Origin of the sequence: Acinetobacter sp. 10FS3-1 (assembly GCF_013343215.1) — a bacterium.
Taxonomy (GTDB): Bacteria; Pseudomonadota; Gammaproteobacteria; order Pseudomonadales; family Moraxellaceae; genus Acinetobacter; species Acinetobacter lwoffii_C.
Genome location: NZ_CP039144.1, coordinates 127892 through 147649 on the forward strand (window position 1 = coordinate 127892; position 19758 = coordinate 147649).

The 19758-nt window shown below is 40.5% G+C and carries 21 protein-coding genes and 1 CRISPR repeat array; of the genes, 13 read left to right on the forward strand and 8 right to left on the reverse strand.

Annotated elements, in window-relative coordinates:
• Positions 1-104: 104 nt before the first annotated feature.
• The 5 genes from E5Y90_RS14745 (at position 105) to E5Y90_RS14765 (ending at position 3127) form a co-directional block, all read left to right on the forward strand.
• Positions 105-779 (forward strand): hypothetical protein, encoded by a 675-nt coding sequence (locus tag E5Y90_RS14745; RefSeq protein WP_163146663.1) that lies wholly within the window; start codon positions 105-107, stop codon positions 777-779.
• 125 nt (positions 780-904) lie between these two features.
• Positions 905-1186 carry a hypothetical protein gene (locus E5Y90_RS14750; protein ID WP_174660626.1) on the forward strand — a complete coding sequence of 94 codons (282 nt, stop codon included), beginning with the start codon at positions 905-907 and terminating at the stop codon, positions 1184-1186.
• 79 nt (positions 1187-1265) lie between these two features.
• Positions 1266-1940, forward strand: a complete 675-nt coding sequence (locus E5Y90_RS14755; RefSeq protein ID WP_163146662.1) for a hypothetical protein — start codon at positions 1266-1268, stop codon at positions 1938-1940.
• A gap of 304 nt (positions 1941-2244) precedes the next feature.
• Positions 2245-2847 (forward strand): hypothetical protein, encoded by a 603-nt coding sequence (locus E5Y90_RS14760; protein ID WP_163146661.1) that lies wholly within the window; start codon positions 2245-2247, stop codon positions 2845-2847.
• Between the two features lie 31 nt (positions 2848-2878).
• Entirely contained in the window at positions 2879-3127 is a 249-nt protein-coding gene (locus E5Y90_RS14765; protein WP_163146660.1) for a hypothetical protein, read from the forward strand.
• A 53-nt stretch (positions 3128-3180) separates the two neighbouring features.
• On the opposite strand, the gene E5Y90_RS14770 is transcribed toward E5Y90_RS14765, so the two are convergent.
• Together E5Y90_RS14770 and E5Y90_RS14775 are read right to left on the reverse strand one after the other, a co-directional pair.
• The gene (locus tag E5Y90_RS14770; RefSeq protein WP_163146659.1) at positions 3181-3900 is read right to left on the reverse strand and encodes a hypothetical protein; all 720 of its coding nucleotides are present in this window, start codon (positions 3898-3900) and stop codon (positions 3181-3183) included.
• Positions 3901-4004: 104 nt separating this feature from the next.
• Entirely contained in the window at positions 4005-4544 is a 540-nt protein-coding gene (locus E5Y90_RS14775; RefSeq protein ID WP_163146658.1) for a hypothetical protein, read from the reverse strand.
• Positions 4545-4760: 216 nt separating this feature from the next.
• Here E5Y90_RS14775 and E5Y90_RS14780 point away from each other — a divergent pair, with 216 nt between their 5' ends.
• The 4 genes from E5Y90_RS14780 to E5Y90_RS14795 all read left to right on the forward strand — a co-directional run bounded on the left by E5Y90_RS14780 (position 4761) and on the right by E5Y90_RS14795 (position 8039).
• On the forward strand, positions 4761-5348 hold the full coding sequence (locus E5Y90_RS14780; protein WP_163146657.1) for a hypothetical protein: 588 nt from the start codon (positions 4761-4763) through the stop codon (positions 5346-5348).
• A gap of 232 nt (positions 5349-5580) precedes the next feature.
• Positions 5581-6090, forward strand: coding sequence for a hypothetical protein (locus tag E5Y90_RS14785; RefSeq protein WP_163146656.1), 510 nt, complete (start codon positions 5581-5583; stop codon positions 6088-6090).
• Positions 6091-6361: 271 nt separating this feature from the next.
• Positions 6362-7438: a hypothetical protein gene (locus E5Y90_RS14790; protein ID WP_163146655.1), complete on the forward strand. Its 1077-nt coding sequence runs from the start codon at positions 6362-6364 to the stop codon at positions 7436-7438.
• A 274-nt stretch (positions 7439-7712) separates the two neighbouring features.
• A complete protein-coding gene (locus E5Y90_RS14795) occupies positions 7713-8039 on the forward strand; it encodes a hypothetical protein (RefSeq protein WP_174660627.1) in 327 nt (108 codons plus the stop codon).
• 134 nt (positions 8040-8173) lie between these two features.
• A CRISPR array of direct repeats spans positions 8174-8984; the repeat unit is 29 nt; unit sequence TTTCTAAGCTACCTATACGGCAGTGAACT.
• A 129-nt stretch (positions 8985-9113) separates the two neighbouring features.
• Here E5Y90_RS14795 and cas6f read toward each other — a convergent pair.
• Genes cas6f through cas3f form a run of 5 tightly spaced genes read right to left on the reverse strand, consistent with a single transcriptional unit; the run spans position 9114 to position 16036 of the window.
• Entirely contained in the window at positions 9114-9719 is a 606-nt protein-coding gene (gene cas6f / locus E5Y90_RS14800; RefSeq protein ID WP_163146653.1) for a type I-F CRISPR-associated endoribonuclease Cas6/Csy4, read from the reverse strand.
• Positions 9719-10753, reverse strand: a complete 1035-nt coding sequence (csy3, locus tag E5Y90_RS14805) for a type I-F CRISPR-associated protein Csy3 (RefSeq protein WP_163146652.1) — start codon at positions 10751-10753, stop codon at positions 9719-9721. The genes cas6f and csy3 overlap by 1 nt, the downstream gene beginning before the upstream one ends.
• A gap of 32 nt (positions 10754-10785) precedes the next feature.
• Positions 10786-11727 (reverse strand): type I-F CRISPR-associated protein Csy2, encoded by a 942-nt coding sequence (gene csy2 / locus E5Y90_RS14810; RefSeq protein WP_163146651.1) that lies wholly within the window; start codon positions 11725-11727, stop codon positions 10786-10788.
• Positions 11727-12983 carry a type I-F CRISPR-associated protein Csy1 gene (gene csy1, locus E5Y90_RS14815; protein ID WP_163146650.1) on the reverse strand — a complete coding sequence of 419 codons (1257 nt, stop codon included), beginning with the start codon at positions 12981-12983 and terminating at the stop codon, positions 11727-11729. Before csy1 ends, csy2 begins: the two co-directional genes overlap by 1 nt.
• Positions 12984-12997: 14 nt before the next feature.
• A complete protein-coding gene (cas3f, locus tag E5Y90_RS14820; RefSeq protein WP_163146649.1) occupies positions 12998-16036 on the reverse strand; it encodes a type I-F CRISPR-associated helicase Cas3f in 3039 nt (1012 codons plus the stop codon).
• Positions 16037-16496: 460 nt separating this feature from the next.
• Here cas3f and E5Y90_RS14825 point away from each other — a divergent pair, with 460 nt between their 5' ends.
• From E5Y90_RS14825 to E5Y90_RS14840, 4 genes are all read left to right on the forward strand, one after another.
• Positions 16497-17096 (forward strand): hypothetical protein, encoded by a 600-nt coding sequence (locus E5Y90_RS14825; RefSeq protein WP_163146648.1) that lies wholly within the window; start codon positions 16497-16499, stop codon positions 17094-17096.
• Positions 17097-17286: 190 nt separating this feature from the next.
• Entirely contained in the window at positions 17287-17475 is a 189-nt protein-coding gene (locus E5Y90_RS14830) for a helix-turn-helix domain-containing protein (RefSeq protein ID WP_163146647.1), read from the forward strand.
• Between the two features lie 202 nt (positions 17476-17677).
• Positions 17678-18187 carry a hypothetical protein gene (locus E5Y90_RS14835; RefSeq protein ID WP_163146646.1) on the forward strand — a complete coding sequence of 170 codons (510 nt, stop codon included), beginning with the start codon at positions 17678-17680 and terminating at the stop codon, positions 18185-18187.
• 374 nt (positions 18188-18561) lie between these two features.
• A complete protein-coding gene (locus E5Y90_RS14840) occupies positions 18562-18891 on the forward strand; it encodes a hypothetical protein (protein ID WP_163146645.1) in 330 nt (109 codons plus the stop codon).
• Here E5Y90_RS14840 and E5Y90_RS14845 read toward each other — a convergent pair.
• A protein-coding gene (locus tag E5Y90_RS14845) for an IS5 family transposase (RefSeq protein ID WP_163146644.1) occupies positions 18848-19670 on the reverse strand; the annotation gives its coding sequence in 2 pieces (ribosomal slippage) (positions 18848-19288 and positions 19290-19670; 822 coding nt in all). The genes E5Y90_RS14840 and E5Y90_RS14845 overlap by 44 nt on opposite strands.
• Positions 19671-19758 lie beyond the last annotated feature (88 nt).

Sequence of the window (19758 nt, forward strand, 5' to 3'; positions counted from 1 at the left end):
TAAACTTTCAAGCTGTATTCAATTTTAGTATCATCATGTCATTAGTATTATGGTCGTTTAGTTAAACACCACCCAGATAATATCCATTACTTCGAGCATAAATTATGAGAAAAGTTATTGCTGCGCTTTTTGCCCTAAGCACCGTTTCCGCTTTTGCAGCCACCCCTACACAACAGGTTCTTGATGAAGTTAATAAGGTATGTGCCGTGCAGCCAAACTACGATAACTCATACCGACTGTGTAACACGCTTGATGTACGCTTTCCTTTTGAAAACGATGCAGCATTCAAGAACAAGCTCACATCAGTTCTCAAAAAATCCGGGTTAAAAATCAAAGGCGACCCGGTTAGTTCAATCAAATCTAGTGTTCCAGGTTTTTCAATTCTAAATGGCAGTGTTATCCATGCCTATGCAAGCACTTACAACCAAGACGGTGACTTTGCCTTAATCGACAAGGCGGGTAATCAGTATGGTATGGCAGTCTATTATGCGCCGTATGGCAATAAGCTCATTGTGGAGCCAACATCAAAGGATACAAGCAAGTATTCACATCCCTGGTTAGGTGACTTGAAGGATGCCACTCTGCGTAAAGGCATTGTTGAATTCGTGCGAAATAACTATAAGAATAGTTGGGGCAGCAGTCCAAATGCACAAAACACATTTAAGGATACGATCAACGAGGAATTGCGCGAACTTAAAATTTATCTAGGTGCGGATATTCAACATCAAGGCTTCCAGTATTACGACCCAAATTACCGTCTACCGCACGAAAAGAAATAGCCATCCAGATTTATAAAGAGCTTGGTTTTTCCAGGCTCTTTTCTATACAATTCAAGAAAACATGAAATTTATAATTAACAATTAAATGGATATTGAAGAATGAAAAATTATCCCTTGTCCTGGCAATGGTTTTCGCCGTAGCTACTCCTTCTGTATTTGCTGAAATACACCCTAAAGACAAAACACGTACTACTGTGGGGCATGTGTTAAGCGATTTTGCAAAATACTGCAAATTCGACGAGTTCTATTCCTACAATTCTTGTCGATACAACCCAAATGATAAGGACCCTTTAGTTCTTAAAAGTGCCTTTGATTACGACCGTAGATTCCAGAAAAAATTTGAAGAAGTGATCGAGCAAAACAACTTGTATCTTGAATCGAATGAAATATTAGCCACTACATATTGACTTATGCCTTATTTAACCACGGCGCATTAAAGTTAAATTAACCTGTATATACAGAGTTTTCTCCGGTTCCGTAACGCAATTGCATAAGCACAATACCAGTGGCATCACCATTGAACGTATATTTGATTTTAAGCATCGTGAAGCCGAGCCGACTTCTCTTGAAATCACACCAGATATCATTTCATGGCAAGCTCCTGAGTTAATCATTAAAGATGGCGACCGCATCATTTTTAATGGCTATGAGGGTGATGATTATAGTTCCGATGATCATTTGGATAATCTGCTGAAAGAACTGCTAACACCGCAGATCAGGGAAGCATTCGATTTAAGTATCGACACGAGTGTTTTATATGTGCCGGTCTATAAATACCTGGATGATGAAATCAAAAATGAAGATGATCTGTTTCAGCAGTGGCATACTGCGAATGAACTGAATCATAAAGGTCCATACCAGATTAAGCGGGTCCGGGCGGTTTACTCCGGCACGGATACTCCGGGTTCTGATGATATTGCCTTTGTTGGTAAACTATTGGCGCAAGCAACTCGCAGCGTTTATCAAACTGAGTTGTTTCTCACCTATGGCGGTAATTTTGTCTTATTGGATGATGGTGATATTCACCGCGCCAAAAGCCTTGAGGAATTACCATTTAAGTTCGGTGCTGATGTGATTAAATTTGCGAATGCCAGTTTAACTACACTAGCAGAACAACATGCCCGGCGTGACGAGCTTTTCCAGATTGGTCATATACTCTGATATGCCCTAGCCCTGCACTCGCGGGGCTTTGTTTTTTTATGCGATTTAGCATTTACCCACATTCAACATGGGTGGTTTTAATTTATTCTTGCTAACAGAAACAATGTTTCTAAACGTGCTTTTCGCCGTTTTTCCAGATCAAGAATAGAGGTAAAAAAATGGTTTAATATCAATTGGTTTTACAAAAAATAAATACGCTATTTATTGACTTATGCCATGTTTTAAAGTTATAATTATAAGCATAAAGAGCAGTATGCTCAAGCGGAAGAGCCACCGTAGTAAAGGCTAGAAGTAGGGTTTAAAAATGAATATCAATGATCTTAAAGCAAGTGCTAAACTGGAAAATAAAGCAAAGCGTTTAGAACGTATTTTTGTTGGTAACAAGAGTGCCTGTCGTCCACAACACTTCGTAGATTTTTTGCAAATCAATGTTATTGCTGAAATGGCTCCACACCTGGCAGGCTCAGTTGAAAAGATTGTGCTTTCAGGGGTTATGGTATCAGAAGGCAAGGTATGTCATTTTGAACAAAGCTATCAACCAGATCAGCTTGAAGAAAGCATTGAACGTCACCAAAAAATTGATTACACCACACTGCATTCAGGGGTTAATTCCCTTTCCTACCTGGTTCAGAAAGACTTGATTGGCTGCCTAATCAACACTGCTAACCCACTATTTAAAGACAAAGCTTTTGTGGCGTGGTGGAATGATCAAGCCGATGATAACGAAGTCATTAAGCCAGAAGAAGTTACAGTTGAAGATAAGACTGCTGTAATCGCTACGGCGCATGTAGGTGAAATCTTGTATGACATGATGATCGAAACCTTAGAGAACTACTGCAAATCCAATCTGGTTAAATATCAAAAGAAAATCAGCTTTGAAAAATCGTTTTGTGAGTGTGAATCATAAGGCTAACAATTTTGAATTGAGGAAAATAATAATGAAATTAAATCTGGTAGATCGTTTATACGTGGCGGTAATGGGATTGTTGGTATCGCATGCTTCGTTTCTATATGCGGTTTATGCTACTCGTGCTTTTGCAATGTACTTATTGATGTCTGTGGTTGGTTCAATTACTTTTGCAGTCATTCTTCGTATTGGTCGCACTAAGACGGCGAGAATGGCATTTAAAGGCAATCGTGAGATTGATAAGCACCCTGAGTTCCGCGACGACCTTGATCTACTTTAAGTAGTCAGGCATGAAAAAACCCGCATATAAGCGGGTTTTTATTTGGAGCCAGGTTATTTGTCGAATTTAGACAGTATGTAATTAACATCTTGGTCGTATTTAGTCACACCACGCGCTGCGAGCTGCTGCTTGGCTAAACGCGCCAATTCAAGCCCTTTTTTCTTGTCTTTAGGAAAGCCTGATTTGTCTTCAAGGATGCCCTTAGCAAGTAATAAAGACGAAAAGCCATTATTCGATTTAGAACTGCCCTGCTCAAGCCAGTGCACTGCTTTCGCGGTGTCATCCAGATTTTCATAATAACTGAAAATCTGGACAGTGTTATCACATCTTGTCGGGCTAAGATTAAAGCACTTCTCCCAGATACGGATTGCTTCTTTGCGATCTGGATTGTCGCGTTTGTTGAAATACTCTTCGGTTACAGTGGCTTTTGCCATGTTGTAGATCGCCAGTTGATGCAGCGCATAAACGCTTTGCCAGGTATCGGCAACCTTCTCCATCTTATCAAGATTGTCGCGTTCCAGTTCCGGTCGGATGTTTTTACGATCCTTGATATTGTAATTATTAATGAGCGGTTCCCACATCATTCTCCAAACATAGAAATGACCATGTTCGATCATGTACTTTGCTTCTTTGCTGATACCAACGAAGCTAGTGTCAGTAACAATATCCCCTACCTCTTTGACACCTGATGCAGCCGATTCAGCTTGGGTAAACTGTGTACTAATAATAGATGCAGCAAGCAAAGATGCAGCTATAAATTTATTTCTTTTCAAGAAAACCCCCTGGGATTCATATTGTTGTTCTGGTGGCAGTCTAACCTAAGTCCCGCTTGAAATTGTAGCCTTTCGCAGACAGACACCGTGAATTACTTTCTGGCTTACAGGTTATTGATCGTTGTTTGATATTGGGCTTTATCTACTGCACTAGAATACTTGTGCATGCTCGACAGTATGGCTAGTGCTTCATATAGCGTTACCCGACCATCCTTTTTGATCTCCTGAATTTCCTTCTCAAATTCAGGCTGTTTTTTCATATCTTGATAGTCTGAACTTTGGACCAGGTTTTGCAGATTTTCATTATCTAGGTCGATTGTTTTTAACTGATTTTCGATACACTGGTAAAAAGGGGTTCTATCTACGTTTGCTTCTTCGGTCAGCATGTAAGTAATACCACGAAGCCCAAACTTAACCTTTTCCAGATCATGTTTTGTGACCACAACCTTTTCTTCACATTTAGATCGGATATGCTTTTTCATATCAAAGCGCACTGGCTCAATCATTAATTTATCGTCAGGCACATTACCTGGGGGGGTCACAGCTCTTTGCATTGAAGAATACTTATGGTCGTAATATTCCTCGCTAAACTGTTTGCTAATGTAGTAACGCCCTTCCTTCACTTCTTCTTCGGATAAGCCCATACACCCTGTCATTAAGAGTACAACGGATGATAGTGCTGCAAATTTAAAGATTTTCGCTTTCATTTCAAATTAAGTGATTATGCCTAATATGATAGATATTTTATCACACTACATTGACTTATGCCATGTTTTATAAGATAATGAATGACATAAGGAGCAGAAAGCTCAAGCAGATAAGCCACTGTAGTAAAGGTTTAAAATAAGGGTATAAGAATCATGTCATGGGTTACAGTTACACCATCAAAAGTTCAAAAAATTTCACTTCGTATTCTTCGCGCCGAGTGGTACACCATCCCGGAACTTGTGGCTGATGTTAAAGAGCAAATGCCTGAGGTTGAAGAGCAACTTCAAGAGATCATCCATAACTTATGTGGTGGTACTAATGGCGACCAAATGAATGCAGCCATGCTCATGCCAATGGTGGCCACAAACAATGAAGAATCGGTGCTATCTCTGTTGCCAGAAAAAGCGCAGCGCATTATTAGATCGCTGCTGATCAAAGAGATTCAGCGTGAAAGCCGTCAATCTATTGAATGCGATTTTTCAGTACCAGTAGACTTCACCCTCGATGACCTGAAAAAACTTGTCTCTAACGAAATCCATTACAGCGAAACAGTGAGCATCTATGACTATGTGTATGCCCCAGTGTTTACGAACATTCATGGCGGTGGCTACAATGTTGTGGTTTTTGTTGCGGTCAACCACAAGCAGACAGATCAGCGCATCTTCAATCTGATCAATGAGAACAGTCGAAATATCGTGAATAGCCTGAATCAGATCAGCCTTTCAATCTGGGAACGCTAATACATCATTAGTTGTTGAAACCCCTACCGGACTTCGGCTAGGGGCTTTTTTTGCTGCACCTGGGAATCAGGTAGGCGTTAGGATTTTTAAGTAAAAAAATATGCTCTGTTTTTTTAAACAATTGATTAATGTTGACTTATGCCATGTTTTAAGGCCATAATTCAATCATACCGAGCAGAAAGCTCAAACGGAAAAGTCACCGTATCAAAGACTTAAACTAAGGGTAAAAATTATGAAAATCGAATCAGCTATCAAACTACACACCAACCAATCAGCAGTAAGTATTCTTCTTGATTCATTGCCGATCAACCATAGCCACGAACAAGTAGGCACACTTCTGGTACTGGCGGTGGCTGACAGCATTCACAGCACCTCAACTGATCACTTACGCTTCATCATTAACGTAGAAGCCAACTCAGAGCTTGATGAAGAGCGTTTTACTGTTGACAGCACCTTAGACGTAGACTTGGCTAAATTCGACGATCTGGACGCATTGAAGAAGCATATCAAGATCAATCTTCAAGCCGACCTAATCTCAACAGCAATCAGCCTTGAGGTTGTGAGCGACGAAGTGATTGAAGCGTTTGATGACTGGAACCAAAGCCAAGCATCTGAGCCTTTCGATTTTGAAGCACCAGATGGCTTCAACATCATCGACTATGCAGTTGATGTGGCTGACCAAATCTCAAAAGTGATTGAAAAGTATTTCTTATTGAGCATGAAAGAACGAGCTGCTGTTTAATCTGGTAGCGGGGATAACCCCCGCTCTATTCCTGAATGACCTCCGCTAACGCGGGGGTCATTTTTTTGGAGCCGTTGAACATGGTATGCGTTAGATTTTTTAATAGAAAAAAATGCTTTGAAAATTTAAGGTTAGGACTGAAAGCTCTGCCAGTTAAGGCATACAAACCTCACAACATTGACCTATGCCATGTTTTATAGGTATAATTGATAGCATCAGAGCCGCTTGCTCAACCGGACAGTCACCGGATTAAAGGCTAAGGATTCCAGTTATGAAAAATGCAGAACTTTACTTTCACATTGAACACCTCGCAAAAAATTCAATCCTTCCCGAAATCGAAAAACGCCAAGACGCTGCGCGTAAAGTGAATGTATCACCTCACCACACAATTCAACTTGCACAGCTTGAAACACACCCTGAATCCGGTGTAATTGAGGTTCAACTAGAAATCACTGCTTTAGATCATGTGAGTAATTATGTGCTTCAAAAAGCATTCAATTCGATTGTTGAAGATATTAAATTTGATGACTTATTGCCGGAGCAGCTTAAAGCGTTCCAGTTCGACCCAAGCTCTCTTTATTGCCACAGTTCTAAACTGGATGAAATGTGCAAAGAAGCACAACGTCATCAAGAATATGACCAATATGAAGTATGGGTCAGCTACAAACATAGTTTACTTTATAAACTGCCACCTACAGCCGAGAAAGACCTACTGAAAGTTATCAAGGCTGACCTTCAAGCAAGAAAGAAGATGGCTGCCAAAGAAAAAAATACATTTTCAGAAATAACCTCGATCAATTTTAAATTTGAGCATCACGGCAAAGTTCACCATTGTTCTTTAAACCCCCTCACGCAAAAACTTGGCTTTGCCAATAGCTATGATGAAAATGGCAATAAACTGGCAGCACATAATTTGACATGGCATTCGTGGCGCACACCTACAGTAGATTTGAGCGAATTATTTAAAGGCATTCACACGAATACTGCACTTAAAGCGGTTTTAAAGAGCCACCTTGTTAAAGGGGCTAAAATTACTGCGCTGACCACTACGCGCTTTAAATTTACCGATTATTACTCATTTTATCGCTCATACAAGCTAATCAGGTTGTATGCCAATATCGGTGACTATCACAACCCTGTACTTGCTATTGTTGATATCCATAAATCAGGTGAGATTGTGATTTTGAATGAACGTGGCGTAGATATCACCACCACAGACGACAGAGCTAAGAGCATAGTTAATCAGCTCCAAGCTGTGCATAAGGAACTGTTCTGCTCTAACAAACACTATGCGAAGAGCATACTGACATTCCACCATCTTTCGGTTTACCACAGGGTTTTTTCATAAGCCCTGTCAGATCGGTTGAGCAAAGTACCAGTAGCATAAGGAGGAAAGCATAGTCTTTCCTCCTTTGCCATGCCTGTGAAAATGGTAAGCGTTAGATTTTCTAATATAAAAAAATAGAATGATATTTTTTGACAGGCAAAAAAAGAGCATAGATAATACACCCTCTCCAAACATTGACTTACGCCATGTTTTAAGAGATAATTAATTGCATGAAGAGCAGCTTGCTCAACCGGAAAGTCACCGGATTAAAGGCTTAGAGATAGGGTTTATAAAAATGAATATTCAAGCACAACACCAAGATTTTTTAACTGCACACGGCTTGTTTGTCTTAGATCAGTTGCCTGATGACATTCAGCAAATAGCCATTCAGAACGTAATGGATGCGGAGCATAAAGGGTTCATTCAAGACATTGCCAATGCTCGTGCAGCGATCAAGAAGGACTTGCATGCGTGTATCAATAACAGCCATTTCATCAGAGAGCTGCATAGCAATCGTAGTAAACTGAAATGCCCTAAGTACCGCCGAAGCTTCGTACTGAACAATCTGTGCGAGTTTAGAGCTGATGGCACGTATTACACTTATGCTGATATTGAATTTTAACTAGCTTGGGGCCGTTATGGACCCTTTTTAATACCTGTAACCAGGTAAGCGTAAGATTTTTTTCAGTAGAAAAAATGATTGAATAAACTACCTGTTCGGCAGTGAATGAAGTAACAGTCAACTTGTTTTACAAATTTCTAAGCTACCTATACGGCAGTGAACCCAAGCTTCAAAACTTTTCCATAACTTTTGACTTTCAAAGCTACCTATACGGCAGTGAACTCTTGCTAATTTAATTTGTTCGGCTGGCCCCTTTTCTAAGCTACCTATACGGCAGTGAACTGGCCCAGGTTAAGTATGTGTACCAGGCAAAATTTCTAAGCTACCTATACGGCAGTGAACCAAGTAAAACAAATTGCTGTCCACCAAGCATAATTTCTAAGCTACCTATACGGCAGTGAACATGCAATCCGTTTGTATGAATTAATAATTGCATTTTCTAAGCTACCTATACGGCAGTGAACAGACAAAAGGGGGTGACGTTGCAGAAAGGGGGTTTCTAAGCTACCTATACGGCAGTGAACCTAGTGCTATTTTCCTTTCTGCTTTTTCTGCTTTTCTAAGCTACCTATACGGCAGTGAACTTAATAAAAGAAAAGCTTTTAAATGCTTTTAATTTCTAAGCTACCTATACGGCAGTGAACTCGTCAAACGGAACGATATAAACAATCATATGTTTCTAAGCTACCTATACGGCAGTGAACTTGCAGTAATTGAAAAGCATGTTTGTTCATCCTTTCTAAGCTACCTATACGGCAGTGAACTCCCAATCATCAAACAGCCATCAAATTTTCATTTTCTAAGCTACCTATACGGCAGTGAACTGCGCGCAGAAGCCCTCAAATTGCATGTTTCGTTTCTAAGCTACCTATACGGCAGTGAACTTGAATATTACTTAAAAAATCTACGTTTAGTCTTTCTAAGCTACCTATACGGCAGTGAACTGTGAAAATATAACGAAAACACCATTAATAATAAAGGGTTAAGAATCAGATAACAAAACTACCCAATTTTTAACCCCTTATTATAAGGTGTTGTATTAACTAAGTTTTTAAAGAGTGGATTTTTATATGGTTAAAATTCTGGAAGTGCTGATTCCGAACTTAAACCATAGGTAGAAAAAACGAAGTTCTCATTTTTATCTACCAGTTTTTTTTCAATATGAAGCGTGAATCCGTGACGCTGACCCTCTAATTCAGTCGGAGTGCTGTAACTTTCGAGCTGAACATACGGTAAGTCAGTTAATGTCGTCGAAGCTAAAGAAGATTCTCCTTTATTTCTTGCATTAGCTCGCCGTTGTAAACGTGCAATATAAGATTGGTTAAACGTCTGCTTTCTACCATAACAAGCGTAGCCCTTAATTTCTGCCGGTACGCTTTTAATCGACGTAATATGCACATAATCCCCATCAACCAGGTTTTTCAACCATTGGTCAATATTCAGATCACGTAGTTCACGTTCAGATCGCGCAATCAGACGTAATTTATTCCCAAGCCATTTCTTTCCTTTCGGGGTGCTACCATCGTAAACATAACCGGGAAATGAAACGCCGATATGTACGCCCCCTTCTCGCTCTTTGGATTCAACCAGGGCAAGATGCAGTTTTTTATACAACTTGGACCAGATTGCGAAGCTAGGTACTTCGCATTGGTCAATCAAGGTGATTTGTTGGTAAAACATTAGGCATCCTTTCCTTGTCCAAATACACCACCACGAATTAGGACCGCCATAACATAATGCTTCTGTTCTGCGGATTCTAATTCCCCACCTACGGCGAACTTATCAAACAAGGTGTAGAAGTCTTGCTTGTGCTGCGGGGTACGCATTACTAGGTTGAAGTTGGTTACAGTACCGTATGGTTCCACAGCGATAGCCATGTTCTTTTCAGTAAAAGTTGGATACCAAGTATCAATTGTACGGATTGCATTACTGATCTTTTGAGAATGCAGCGCAGCAGTACCATCAGTTTCATACAGGATTTTGCTTTTCTCAAACTTCGAGCTGTCTTTATTCAGTACCAGTTCTTCACTAGGGAATACAGGCTGACCTTTACCAATCAAAGCATAGGTATCAATCGTCAATAGAGTGCTTTCTGTTTCGCTGCTTAATGCTTTTTCAATTGCTACGATCAGTGGTTCCAGTTCTGGATAATCCTTACTAAAGTCATGCTGATCATACGCAAAACCATTGAATTTCAGTGGCTCACCATCATTGATTTTCACCTGAACTTCAATTTGTTCTGCATTAAAACGGTTGCGCCAGAGGAAACGACCACTTGCAATATTTTGAGCATAGCGTTTAGCCAGTTCTCTAAAGCCGTACTCTTCAATGTATTGCTTAACAGCTTCTTGGTAGGTCTGTTGGAAAGCTTCACTGTTACATGAAGACGGCTGTTCTACGCCATTTAACACCTTTAACGTGAATGACACTTTCAAGGTGTCTTGTTCTTTACCAAGTGTGCACGTATCAACTGTTTGTAAATTGGCTTTTTGCGCATCAGCTTCAAATTTTGCCTGGTTGTATTTTCCTTTTTGGCGGTTCGCAATCACACCACGCACAGAGATTTCACTCAAAGGCAGCAGTGCTTCAATTGCGCGATCATTCCAGTTGGTTCCATAGAAATAACCAGCAGACGACACTAATTTACGCTCGAATGACAACACACTTGCCACTTTAACTGCTTCTTTTTGGTTTACTTCTTTAGCTTTAGCCATTTCTAATTTCCTTCAATTCAATTGGTTTTAAATTAGTTGTTGAGACAGAGATATAGGTCGTTTGCCTGATCAATGTCATATCTCCATAACATTTGATCTAAGCTTTCGATTCTGAAAGGCATAACAAACTCGCCTAAAGTCACTAAGCTTTCAGCAAATCGGTGTTCGGTATTTTGATCACGCTGTTTAAGTGCTTTTCCTAATGGAGAAATACCTTTAAATCCAACGGCGATAGGTATAATCCAACCTGGCTGTTTAGTGGTGTAGGTCCAGACGACTTTTCGCTCTTTGGCTTTGGTTTCGTCGTTTTCACCCCTTTCAGCCTGAGGTTCTTGATCTTTTTGGGTTTCCACATACCTAGCCTGGCTGATGACTTTAAGCGGGTCTAATACCGCATCCAAAGCATCCATACCGCTATTCATGTTTTGCTCAACCAGATCGCGTCTTTCAATCAGCACATGACCCAACATGAGCTTTCTCAAGAGTGGTTTTAACTGCACTTCTTCATCTTCATCCTCGTCAAAATGAATGAATTGAATCTGGTTTAAGCTCTTCACGCTCCCAGATGCCAGGTTCATTTTGAATTTCATGATCTTGCCAATATCTTCCAAGAACGATTCGACCTCCTCACCATTGAGGTTGTGGTATTCGATTAAGAGTGAAACTTCCAGATCACAAGTACCTTCCACCACAAATGAAGCCAATTTGCCGTCCTTATTGACCGGTAATCGCTTACCCTTCAAGTGCGAATTAAATTCTCCTTTATCTTTGTAGGAGCGAAGATCAAACGAATGGCAGCTCACGGCACACTTATCCAGGACAATGTTTTCATAGCCCTTCTCACGCAATTTGCGCTGTAAAGCATGGACGGAACCTAACCATGCTGTCATAGCCGGGAATCCGACCGTAAACGGAGAGCTGATTGCATTTGCGCCCTCGATCACGATGTTCGGAATTAAAATAAAACTACGCATTAGAACACCGCCTTTTCTTTTCGTAATGTCGATTCAACCAGGGCTTTAACCTCGTTATATTCACTAGATTCAAGGAGGAAGGATTCTTTAACGCTCTTTTCGTAGCTCTTGATAATCCAGTGTCCTACGGCGTTACTGATTTGGGTTCGCCATGCTTCATCCTTAAATTCCTTATCCTCATACTTACAGTCTAGGAATATCTTTTGGTACTTCGGTAGAGCCTGGTATTTTTCATCATCAGTCCATCCTTCCGGCATTTGCTCACTGATAGTCAGGGCTTTAAATAGAATTTGGTCAATGATGAATTGAATAGTTTTGATAATGCCGTTACGGATACGAATGTTGTTCCAGTTACCCGCCATAAGCTCGTGCCAAGCTGTAAAACTTTCCTTGAAGTTCATATAAAACAGCGTCTCAAAGAAATCGTTTTTAGGTAATCGTAGGGCACGTTTTTCAATCTTCGGTGGCAGACTTGGTAACAGGTAAGCCTTACCGTTATTCACGCTATTCGCCACACTGATGTTCTGTGGTTTAGAACCACCGAAAAACACCTCAGTCAATCCAAAGATTTCTTCAATCTTTTGGTCCGTGAATTTCTTTTCTCTACGCAGTATGCGCAGTTCTTTACTCTTATCACTGAATTTAAGTTCATTAATACGCTTCAATAGTTCTGTTTGGAGCACCGAAGAAGTCAGTAACGACAACAGGTGATATTGATTGTCTGAGATCGGGAAATAGACCTGTTTCACCAGTTGGTGTGTCTTGGTTGGTCTGCGGTCACTCAGCATGCTTTCCAGACGTTCTTTGGCATAGCTGTAATCAATACCTAAACCATTAAAGAAAGACTGAATATCGTTAGTGTCTTGGGTCAGATGCCCTGCCACCGTTAAACCATCCGGTAGTTGCAGATAGAGGAAACGGTACACTTCGCTTATTAGGCTATCGTTTCCAGCATTACCGTAAATGTCATAGCTATTCCGGCAATTGACGTTTGAGGTCGCCATTAAGCCGTTGTTTACAATACTGATACCGACAACCAGATTGGTTGTTTTGGCATCCGGGTGAGTGAATGTGCTGATATGGGTCGCAGCAGCCGGGCGAGCAGCTTGAAGGGATGTTTCCCACCAGGTCTTTTCACTGTAACGATCTTCGGCTTTCTGAACTAACTCCGGTTTTGGTTCCTTGCCTAAAGCCTTCTTATTCAGCCAAGCTGATTTTTGCTCTTGCAAAAAACCTTCAAAATGAGGTCTTATCATTTGTATATACGCCTTTAATTTTTAACTACTAGACCGAACTGGTCTGAATAAATGAGTGCTTTAGATTCGTCGTACTTCGGCAGCACGACTTCGCCATACCACTTCGATAGCCTTTCTGTTATTTCATCTACGTTGCCGACTTCATTTCTTGCTTCTAACGCCTTACAGCGCAGAATGTCGTAGTAGTCCCTGTCTAACCATAACCGTTCCTTTTCCAGTGGATTTAGGGTGTACATTGAAATCTTGTATGCACCGGTTCGATCAATAAATTCACCAAACTTGTTCTTTTCACAGAACCGCAATTGAGGTCCATCGAAAATTGCGTACAGCAGAATGGACGGACTGCTTTTTCTGAATGGGAAAAAATTTTGGTGTAGAGCAGTCAAAAACCATGTCTCATTCAGCCAAGCATTCATTGTCTTGGCTCCATGTTTTTGATAGTTGGTCAAGACATTGGCAATGACCGCATGTTCCAGATCAGCTAATTGTTCTGTTGGTTTAAGAACCTGTTGGCTCTGAATACGAGGTACAGCATTAATGGCTGTATTGGTCGTATTTATGAGCTTGCTCAGGTCTTTGGTTTTCAGCCTGAACTTGCTGTTGTCCTTTTCAAAGCCTGGCTTGGTATAAGCAACTTTGGCATTTCTTAGACCGCGCACGTTTAATTGCATTAAAGCGATATTGGCATCCGTCATATCTTCCTGAACTGGACGATGACGAAGGACCCGCCCGGACAACTGAATGATTGAACGGAATGATGAAGGTTCCACTACAGCCCAATCGTAGTCATGGTCACGCCCCACTTCTGCCACCGGTGTTGCCACCACGACAAAAGTGACGTTCTCTGTCTGTGCAGCATCAATGTGTGCACGAATCACCGGGTTAGAAAATGCTACCGGTTGCTGACCCTTCTTTTCCTTACGTTTGAGTACGCTGTCCAGGTGACGCTCTTGCTCACTTCTCAACAACAGGATTTGTCTGCTGTGATAAGACATGATGCGAGGTGTTATGTCTGCATCCCAATCCGCATTCAGCAAATATTGGGTTAGAGCTACGCATGGCGGGATATTGGCAACACGGACGATACCGAATGAAACTTTCTTGCCAGTCGGCTCGTCTACTGTATGGTGCAGTAAATGGAAATCCTGAATCTGGGTTTTGATACGCTCGTAATACTGTTGCGCCAAGCTGTCATCTAATAGCTTCTGTTCTTTGGCAGCTTGCAGATCAGTACATTCAACAATTTTAGAACGGTGTTTTACCTTTTGGTCGCGCAGCTCAATGACACGGTGAGCTACAAACTCGTTATGGCTTTGCGCATAGGTCTGGCATGGCTCTTGGTCAATGACTTTGGTTGCTGCGGTAAATTCATCTACCCACATAGCAACAGTCTGGTTGGGTTTACCAGAGAACTTGCTATATAACTCCCAACCCTGCTGATAGGCATTAAATAATCCTTCTGCCAGTGCCGGCGGGATAGTCGCAGATGACACCATGACTTTACGACCCAACATCCCTGCCAGGTGAACCAGACGCGAAATCGGTATGAAATCCTCAGTGCTGAAATCATCTACTTCATCAATCACCAGATCGGATGAAAGCAAACGTAGAGCCGGCAATATGTACTTGCCACCACGTACCGTTTCAGTCGCACCTATAATGTGATCAATCGTGCAGACCAGTACCGGTTTATACAAAAACGCCTGGTTTTGTTCTTTTTGACGACCATTAAAGAATACTTGCAAAGATTCAGGAGCCGACACCGGGGTATATACAAGATCAGCATCCATCAGGTTCTCTGCTGATTCGGAACCGCTCTGCTCTTCTTGGGGAACTGCTTTGGCAGTGTTTTGTTCCTTACCATTCTCGTGCAGCTCACGTACCGCACTGGAACCAATCACAACGGCAAGCTGTTCTTTGGTTAAACCAATATCATCGGTGTAAGAATCACCAGTCTGCAAAGTCAGTGTGCGCAGCCCTAATGCCAATACATATCGCAATGAATGTTCATTGTGTGACATGGCTTGCATGAACTTAGCATTGGCAATGGTTTTACCTTTACCAGTCGAAGCCATATTGACCACAAACCAACCCAGATTTTCCGCACCTGGATTAACAGCTCTTAATGCACGGATGGTATCGACACCAGTATCTTGCCACTCAAACCCTTTAGCGCGTTTTTGCAACTTAATAAGGTTTTGAGCACTTCCCATTTCATCAATAAAAGAGGGTAATTGCTTGGCAATGTCGGCTGCATGGCGACCTACATGAACCAAGTGTTCATCCAACTGCTGTTTCAGCTCGTGGCTTTTAGGGTCGGTATTGGCAAACAGGGATACCGCAGACTTCCAATTCTTATCTTTATCGCACGAAGAATAGTAATGATCGCCCAACATCATGCACAGACGCGCATGGTGCAACAGGACACGCCAACAGCCATTATCGAGAGCTTGTTGGATGGTTGGAGCCAGTTCTAGCAGTCGAGTAGCCTGAGTTTTAAGGCTGTCCATCCACTGTTCAGACTGACTAAGCAAACCGTTATTGAAATTTAGACAATGCTGCAAGCGGGTCTTGTAGTCAGCATCAAACTTGGTGCTGTAACCCCAATTCGCAGTAATGATATTCAGCATTCCAGACAAGGTGCTGATATGTGTTCCGGCAAAGCTATCTCTGATTGATTCATTTTTCAGATCAGGTAGGCGGTGGTGGGTCACAACCAACCACGCAATAAGCTGTGCCGTTGGAGGAAGGCTTTTTAAAGGCGATTCCTGATCTGACATTTGCAGTACCAGGTCTTTAATTGCCTGTTCATTCCAAGACTGGTTCACCAGAAGGTTCAGCCACAGCGTATCTGATTTAGTGTTACCAGATTGAAGGATTAACCCTTTCAAGATCAGACATGACACCCATTCATGGCGCAGTGGGTCGCCACTAAGGTTTAATTCAACAAGTTTATTCTGGAACAGCTCATTAGCCTTGCCCCAATCGTGCAACAGCGCAGAAATCGAAGCCAGGGATTCTACTGCTTCCAAAAATAAATTTGAATGAACCATTTTTGATTCGCCTTTGTAAAACACGTACAAAACGTATCTCATTTTTCATAGAAAAACAAACTATTTTTCCCATTTTTTACGTTTTGCAATATTCGCCTTATGCCATGCTTTGCAGATGAGTATTGGAATATCCATTGCGTCAATGTTGTTAAGTTATTGATTAATAAGTTGACAACACAGTATCTAAATATGATAAACGTCAGATTCACATAACAAAGTAAGCGTTAGATTTTTAATAAAAAAATGTGCAAATTCTGATTTTGTTTTTCACTTCCAGGTTTTGTTCAGGTAGCAGTCAAACTTTTCTAATTAATTTCCATAAAAAATAGAAGAAATTATAAAAACTTTTCGTTTTATATTGACTTATGCCATGTTTTAATCCATAATTCTGTATATACAGAGCAGAAAGCTCACGCAGAAAAGCCACTGCATTAAAGGCTTAGAATAAGGGTATATAATCATGTCACAAGCGACTTTCTCTTTTGAACAACTTTCTCCGGCTGCTCAGGCTAAAGCATTAGATGTTTGCCGTGATATCAATACTTCCGACGAATTGTGGTACGAGCAGCTTAATGAATCTTCGCTTGATGTATTTCTGGAAACTCTTGGCTTTGAGGACCCTAAAATTTATTTCAGCTTGGCTTACTGTCAAGGTGACTACGCTGAACTCAATAGCGCACGATTCCACTATAACAAAGGCTTTGTGAAGCAAATTAAAGCTGAGTTCCCTACATGGACCAAAGCTCACGAAATGGCTGAACAACTGCAAGATATTTGCAAACGCTATTTCTATGGCTATAGCTTTTCAGTAGTCAACGGCAGAACTTGTGACATTGAACATAAGCGTTTAGGTACTGACTGGCAGCACGATATTTCAGCTTTTGAATCTGAAATCGACGACTTCATGGATGATCTGAATAGCATGCTTTATAACGCTTACCGTGACGAATACGAAACACTGACTTCTGACGAAAACGTAAAAGCGAACCTAATTGACCAAGATCACCAGTTTTTCGCTGACGGTACTGATAAGAAAACTGTCTACGCAAACGCAGCTTAATCATTCAATGTCCTATAGGTCACAGTACCTTTAGGGCATTTTTTATAGCCCCAGGAAAGCAGTAGGCGTTAGGTTTTTAATATAAAAAAATGGTTGAATATTTCAGGTTTCATTGCATTCAAAGCCTTGAATTTACAGCATTCCCCCCTATATAAGTCATTCAAGTAAATTAAAAATGGAGACTAAAAAAATGACTTTACAAGAATTATGCCGATCAAAAGATTTAACTATTGAGGATGTAGCAGATAAAATTGATTTAGATGCTAATTTGCTGAAACAGTACGTTGCCGGGAATGGGAAACCGAAAGGTTGGGCTATTAATGCTATGGCAGAATTATTTGATGTAGATTTTTTTACAATGGAAAAGTATTTTGAATGACGTATCTACACCAGATCATCAACAAAGCTGTAGATCAAATGAAGCACTGACTAGGTGCTTTTTTTGTGCCTGGCTATCAATAACTTGCTATAAGTAAGCTAATATATAATAGTAAGTTTAATAATTTCACCCATCCCCAATTTTGTTCCAGGCAGAAATTAATGCTTTAATTGAAGATTGATTTTTAGGGGAATCAATCAATATGCCAAACAATAATATTGCCATCGGTGTATTCCTACATCGGCTGTACCTGGCATTGCTTTCGTGCTTTATGATCATGGTGTGGCTCGCATTTGACCATGTGCTGTTCCCTCTTGCAGATTCCCTTCCCATTGCCTTCATGTTCGCTTTCTGGGTTCTCGTGGCTCCGTGGTTCATTCAGAAACGTGGCATCCAGTTCTTGAGCTTCGACATTCTTGAGACGGCAGATAGTCGTTTGCATTTTAGCCGTGGCAACAGTTGGCGATACCTACTTAGTTTACATGGGCTTAATCCGCAGCAGCTATATTTGATTCCATTGCGTCAAATCATGCTTAACATGGCTTTTGGTGGCATATACTTTCTTTTGTCCAGATCGGATGTATCTGTGTTTATCACATTGCCTATAGCAACATTGGGTGGGTATCTAACGGCTCGCTCGTTGTGTTTTTCAATTTGTCTGGTGTTTACGATCATAGCTGAAACTATGGGTTCAGAGTTTCGAGGTAAATGAGTTATAACCTCTTTGATTATATTGACTTATGCCATGTTTTGAGGATATGATTTTAGGCATATTGAGCAGTTAATGCACATGCGCTTCATTATGTCGTGAGCCACATGCACAGTGATAAAGATTTTGTAGATAATTATATAGTTTATTCCAACCTTAATTCAGGCTACAAAAAATACTCCATTCAGTTTATGCACAATTTAGACCATCACTTTAACGCTCTTATAGATATGTATGGTTTGATTAATATGGTTGAGAACATTTATCTGGACTATAAAGCTAAGAGTTTTGGAAGCACTACCACTCGTGATGTTACACCTGTTCAGTACCAGTTACTTATAAGCCAACTACGCAAGTCCTAATTCAGAAGGTGTCCTATGGATATTAAACAACTACAAGAATTTCAAAAAACGGCGCGGTATAAAACCTTAGTTGCTCAGGGAGCTAATTGTTTTATTTCAGTGCGTGATGCTCATGGACCACTTGCGCAACGAATTTTACAAGAGCTGCCAATAGAAGAGTTTTTTGACGGAATAACAAAGGTCGATGACGCTGATAATGCAGCAGATGGAATCTCTAGTGAAGATTTGATGCACTTTACTGTCAGTGTTGAATCCATGTTAAAGCATTTTACAGACAACATTAGACCTCTTGCGAAAGTCCTTATTGCGAGTTTATTCGGTTTACTAATGCAGCGATTAAATTAATGCGTAAGCCGAATCTTTTCCGTCTATTTCGATAGCGCTCACTCAATATTCTAAATGTTTTCAATTGACTATTGATGTGTTCGATCACAACTCGTATTTTTCCAATCATGTTATTGTACTTTTTCTCAACATCAAATAAGGGGAAATTCTTCTGTTTCTTTATTGGCATCAATAATTTAAAGCCGTCTTGCTCTAATCCGTAGTATCCTAAATCGGTAATAACATATTCACAATGGTTAAATTTCTTAACCGTTTTTCTTGCCAGTTTAATGTCATGCTGACTGCCATTCGATATATCTAGCCCTATGATTTGTTTACTCTTCGGATGATAGATCACTTGGGCTTTTAGCGTATGTTTCTTCTTTTTACCACTGTAGAACTTACTCTGATTTTTTTTTCGGGCGTTCAATTGAACATTCTGTAGCATCAATAATGACCCAGTTAAAGTGTTCGTCTGCTGTGGTAATGCTTCGTTTTGGCAGGATAAAACGTCTTGATTTCATCAATGCATTTTCAACCTTTTTAATGGTTCGATTCACATTACTTTCAGCGATATGGTAATTTGCCGCCAATTCCAGTTGAGTACTGTAGTTTCGTAAGTAATTGAGAGTCAATAACAACTGATCCTCTATATCTAAAGTATGAGGACGACCTGATTTCTTTTTGAGTGATTCAGCTTTTTCTAAGACCTCAACCATTTCAGTAAAAACTTGTCGAGGTACGCCAACCAAGCGTTTGAATTCAGAATCTGAAAAACGATTTAATTTTTGATATCTCATGAAATTTATATTGAGGCGGTTTTTACTTTCGCAAGAGATCTATTGTTGAACTTGTTAATAATGCAAACAATCAACTATTCAACAAATT

What these genes read in the sequence shown, in the direction of transcription:
- csy1 (WP_163146650.1), bottom strand. Translation starts at nt 12,983, where the DNA reads ATGATAAGACCTCATTTTGAAGGTTTTTTGCAAGAGCAAAAATCAGCT.
- E5Y90_RS14745 (WP_163146663.1), top strand. Translation starts at nt 105, where the DNA reads ATGAGAAAAGTTATTGCTGCGCTTTTTGCCCTAAGCACCGTTTCCGCT.
- cas3f (WP_163146649.1), bottom strand. Translation starts at nt 16,036, where the DNA reads ATGGTTCATTCAAATTTATTTTTGGAAGCAGTAGAATCCCTGGCTTCG.
- E5Y90_RS14760 (WP_163146661.1), top strand. Translation starts at nt 2,245, where the DNA reads ATGAATATCAATGATCTTAAAGCAAGTGCTAAACTGGAAAATAAAGCA.
- cas6f (WP_163146653.1), bottom strand. Translation starts at nt 9,719, where the DNA reads ATGTTTTACCAACAAATCACCTTGATTGACCAATGCGAAGTACCTAGC.
- E5Y90_RS14775 (WP_163146658.1), bottom strand. Translation starts at nt 4,544, where the DNA reads ATGGGCTTATCCGAAGAAGAAGTGAAGGAAGGGCGTTACTACATTAGC.
- E5Y90_RS14825 (WP_163146648.1), top strand. Translation starts at nt 16,497, where the DNA reads ATGTCACAAGCGACTTTCTCTTTTGAACAACTTTCTCCGGCTGCTCAG.
- csy2 (WP_163146651.1), bottom strand. Translation starts at nt 11,727, where the DNA reads ATGCGTAGTTTTATTTTAATTCCGAACATCGTGATCGAGGGCGCAAAT.
- E5Y90_RS14790 (WP_163146655.1), top strand. Translation starts at nt 6,362, where the DNA reads ATGAAAAATGCAGAACTTTACTTTCACATTGAACACCTCGCAAAAAAT.
- E5Y90_RS14835 (WP_163146646.1), top strand. Translation starts at nt 17,678, where the DNA reads ATGCCAAACAATAATATTGCCATCGGTGTATTCCTACATCGGCTGTAC.
- E5Y90_RS14785 (WP_163146656.1), top strand. Translation starts at nt 5,581, where the DNA reads ATGAAAATCGAATCAGCTATCAAACTACACACCAACCAATCAGCAGTA.
- E5Y90_RS14750 (WP_174660626.1), top strand. Translation starts at nt 905, where the DNA reads ATGGTTTTCGCCGTAGCTACTCCTTCTGTATTTGCTGAAATACACCCT.
- csy3 (WP_163146652.1), bottom strand. Translation starts at nt 10,753, where the DNA reads ATGGCTAAAGCTAAAGAAGTAAACCAAAAAGAAGCAGTTAAAGTGGCA.
- E5Y90_RS14840 (WP_163146645.1), top strand. Translation starts at nt 18,562, where the DNA reads ATGGATATTAAACAACTACAAGAATTTCAAAAAACGGCGCGGTATAAA.
- E5Y90_RS14780 (WP_163146657.1), top strand. Translation starts at nt 4,761, where the DNA reads ATGTCATGGGTTACAGTTACACCATCAAAAGTTCAAAAAATTTCACTT.
- E5Y90_RS14830 (WP_163146647.1), top strand. Translation starts at nt 17,287, where the DNA reads ATGACTTTACAAGAATTATGCCGATCAAAAGATTTAACTATTGAGGAT.
- E5Y90_RS14765 (WP_163146660.1), top strand. Translation starts at nt 2,879, where the DNA reads ATGAAATTAAATCTGGTAGATCGTTTATACGTGGCGGTAATGGGATTG.
- E5Y90_RS14795 (WP_174660627.1), top strand. Translation starts at nt 7,713, where the DNA reads ATGAATATTCAAGCACAACACCAAGATTTTTTAACTGCACACGGCTTG.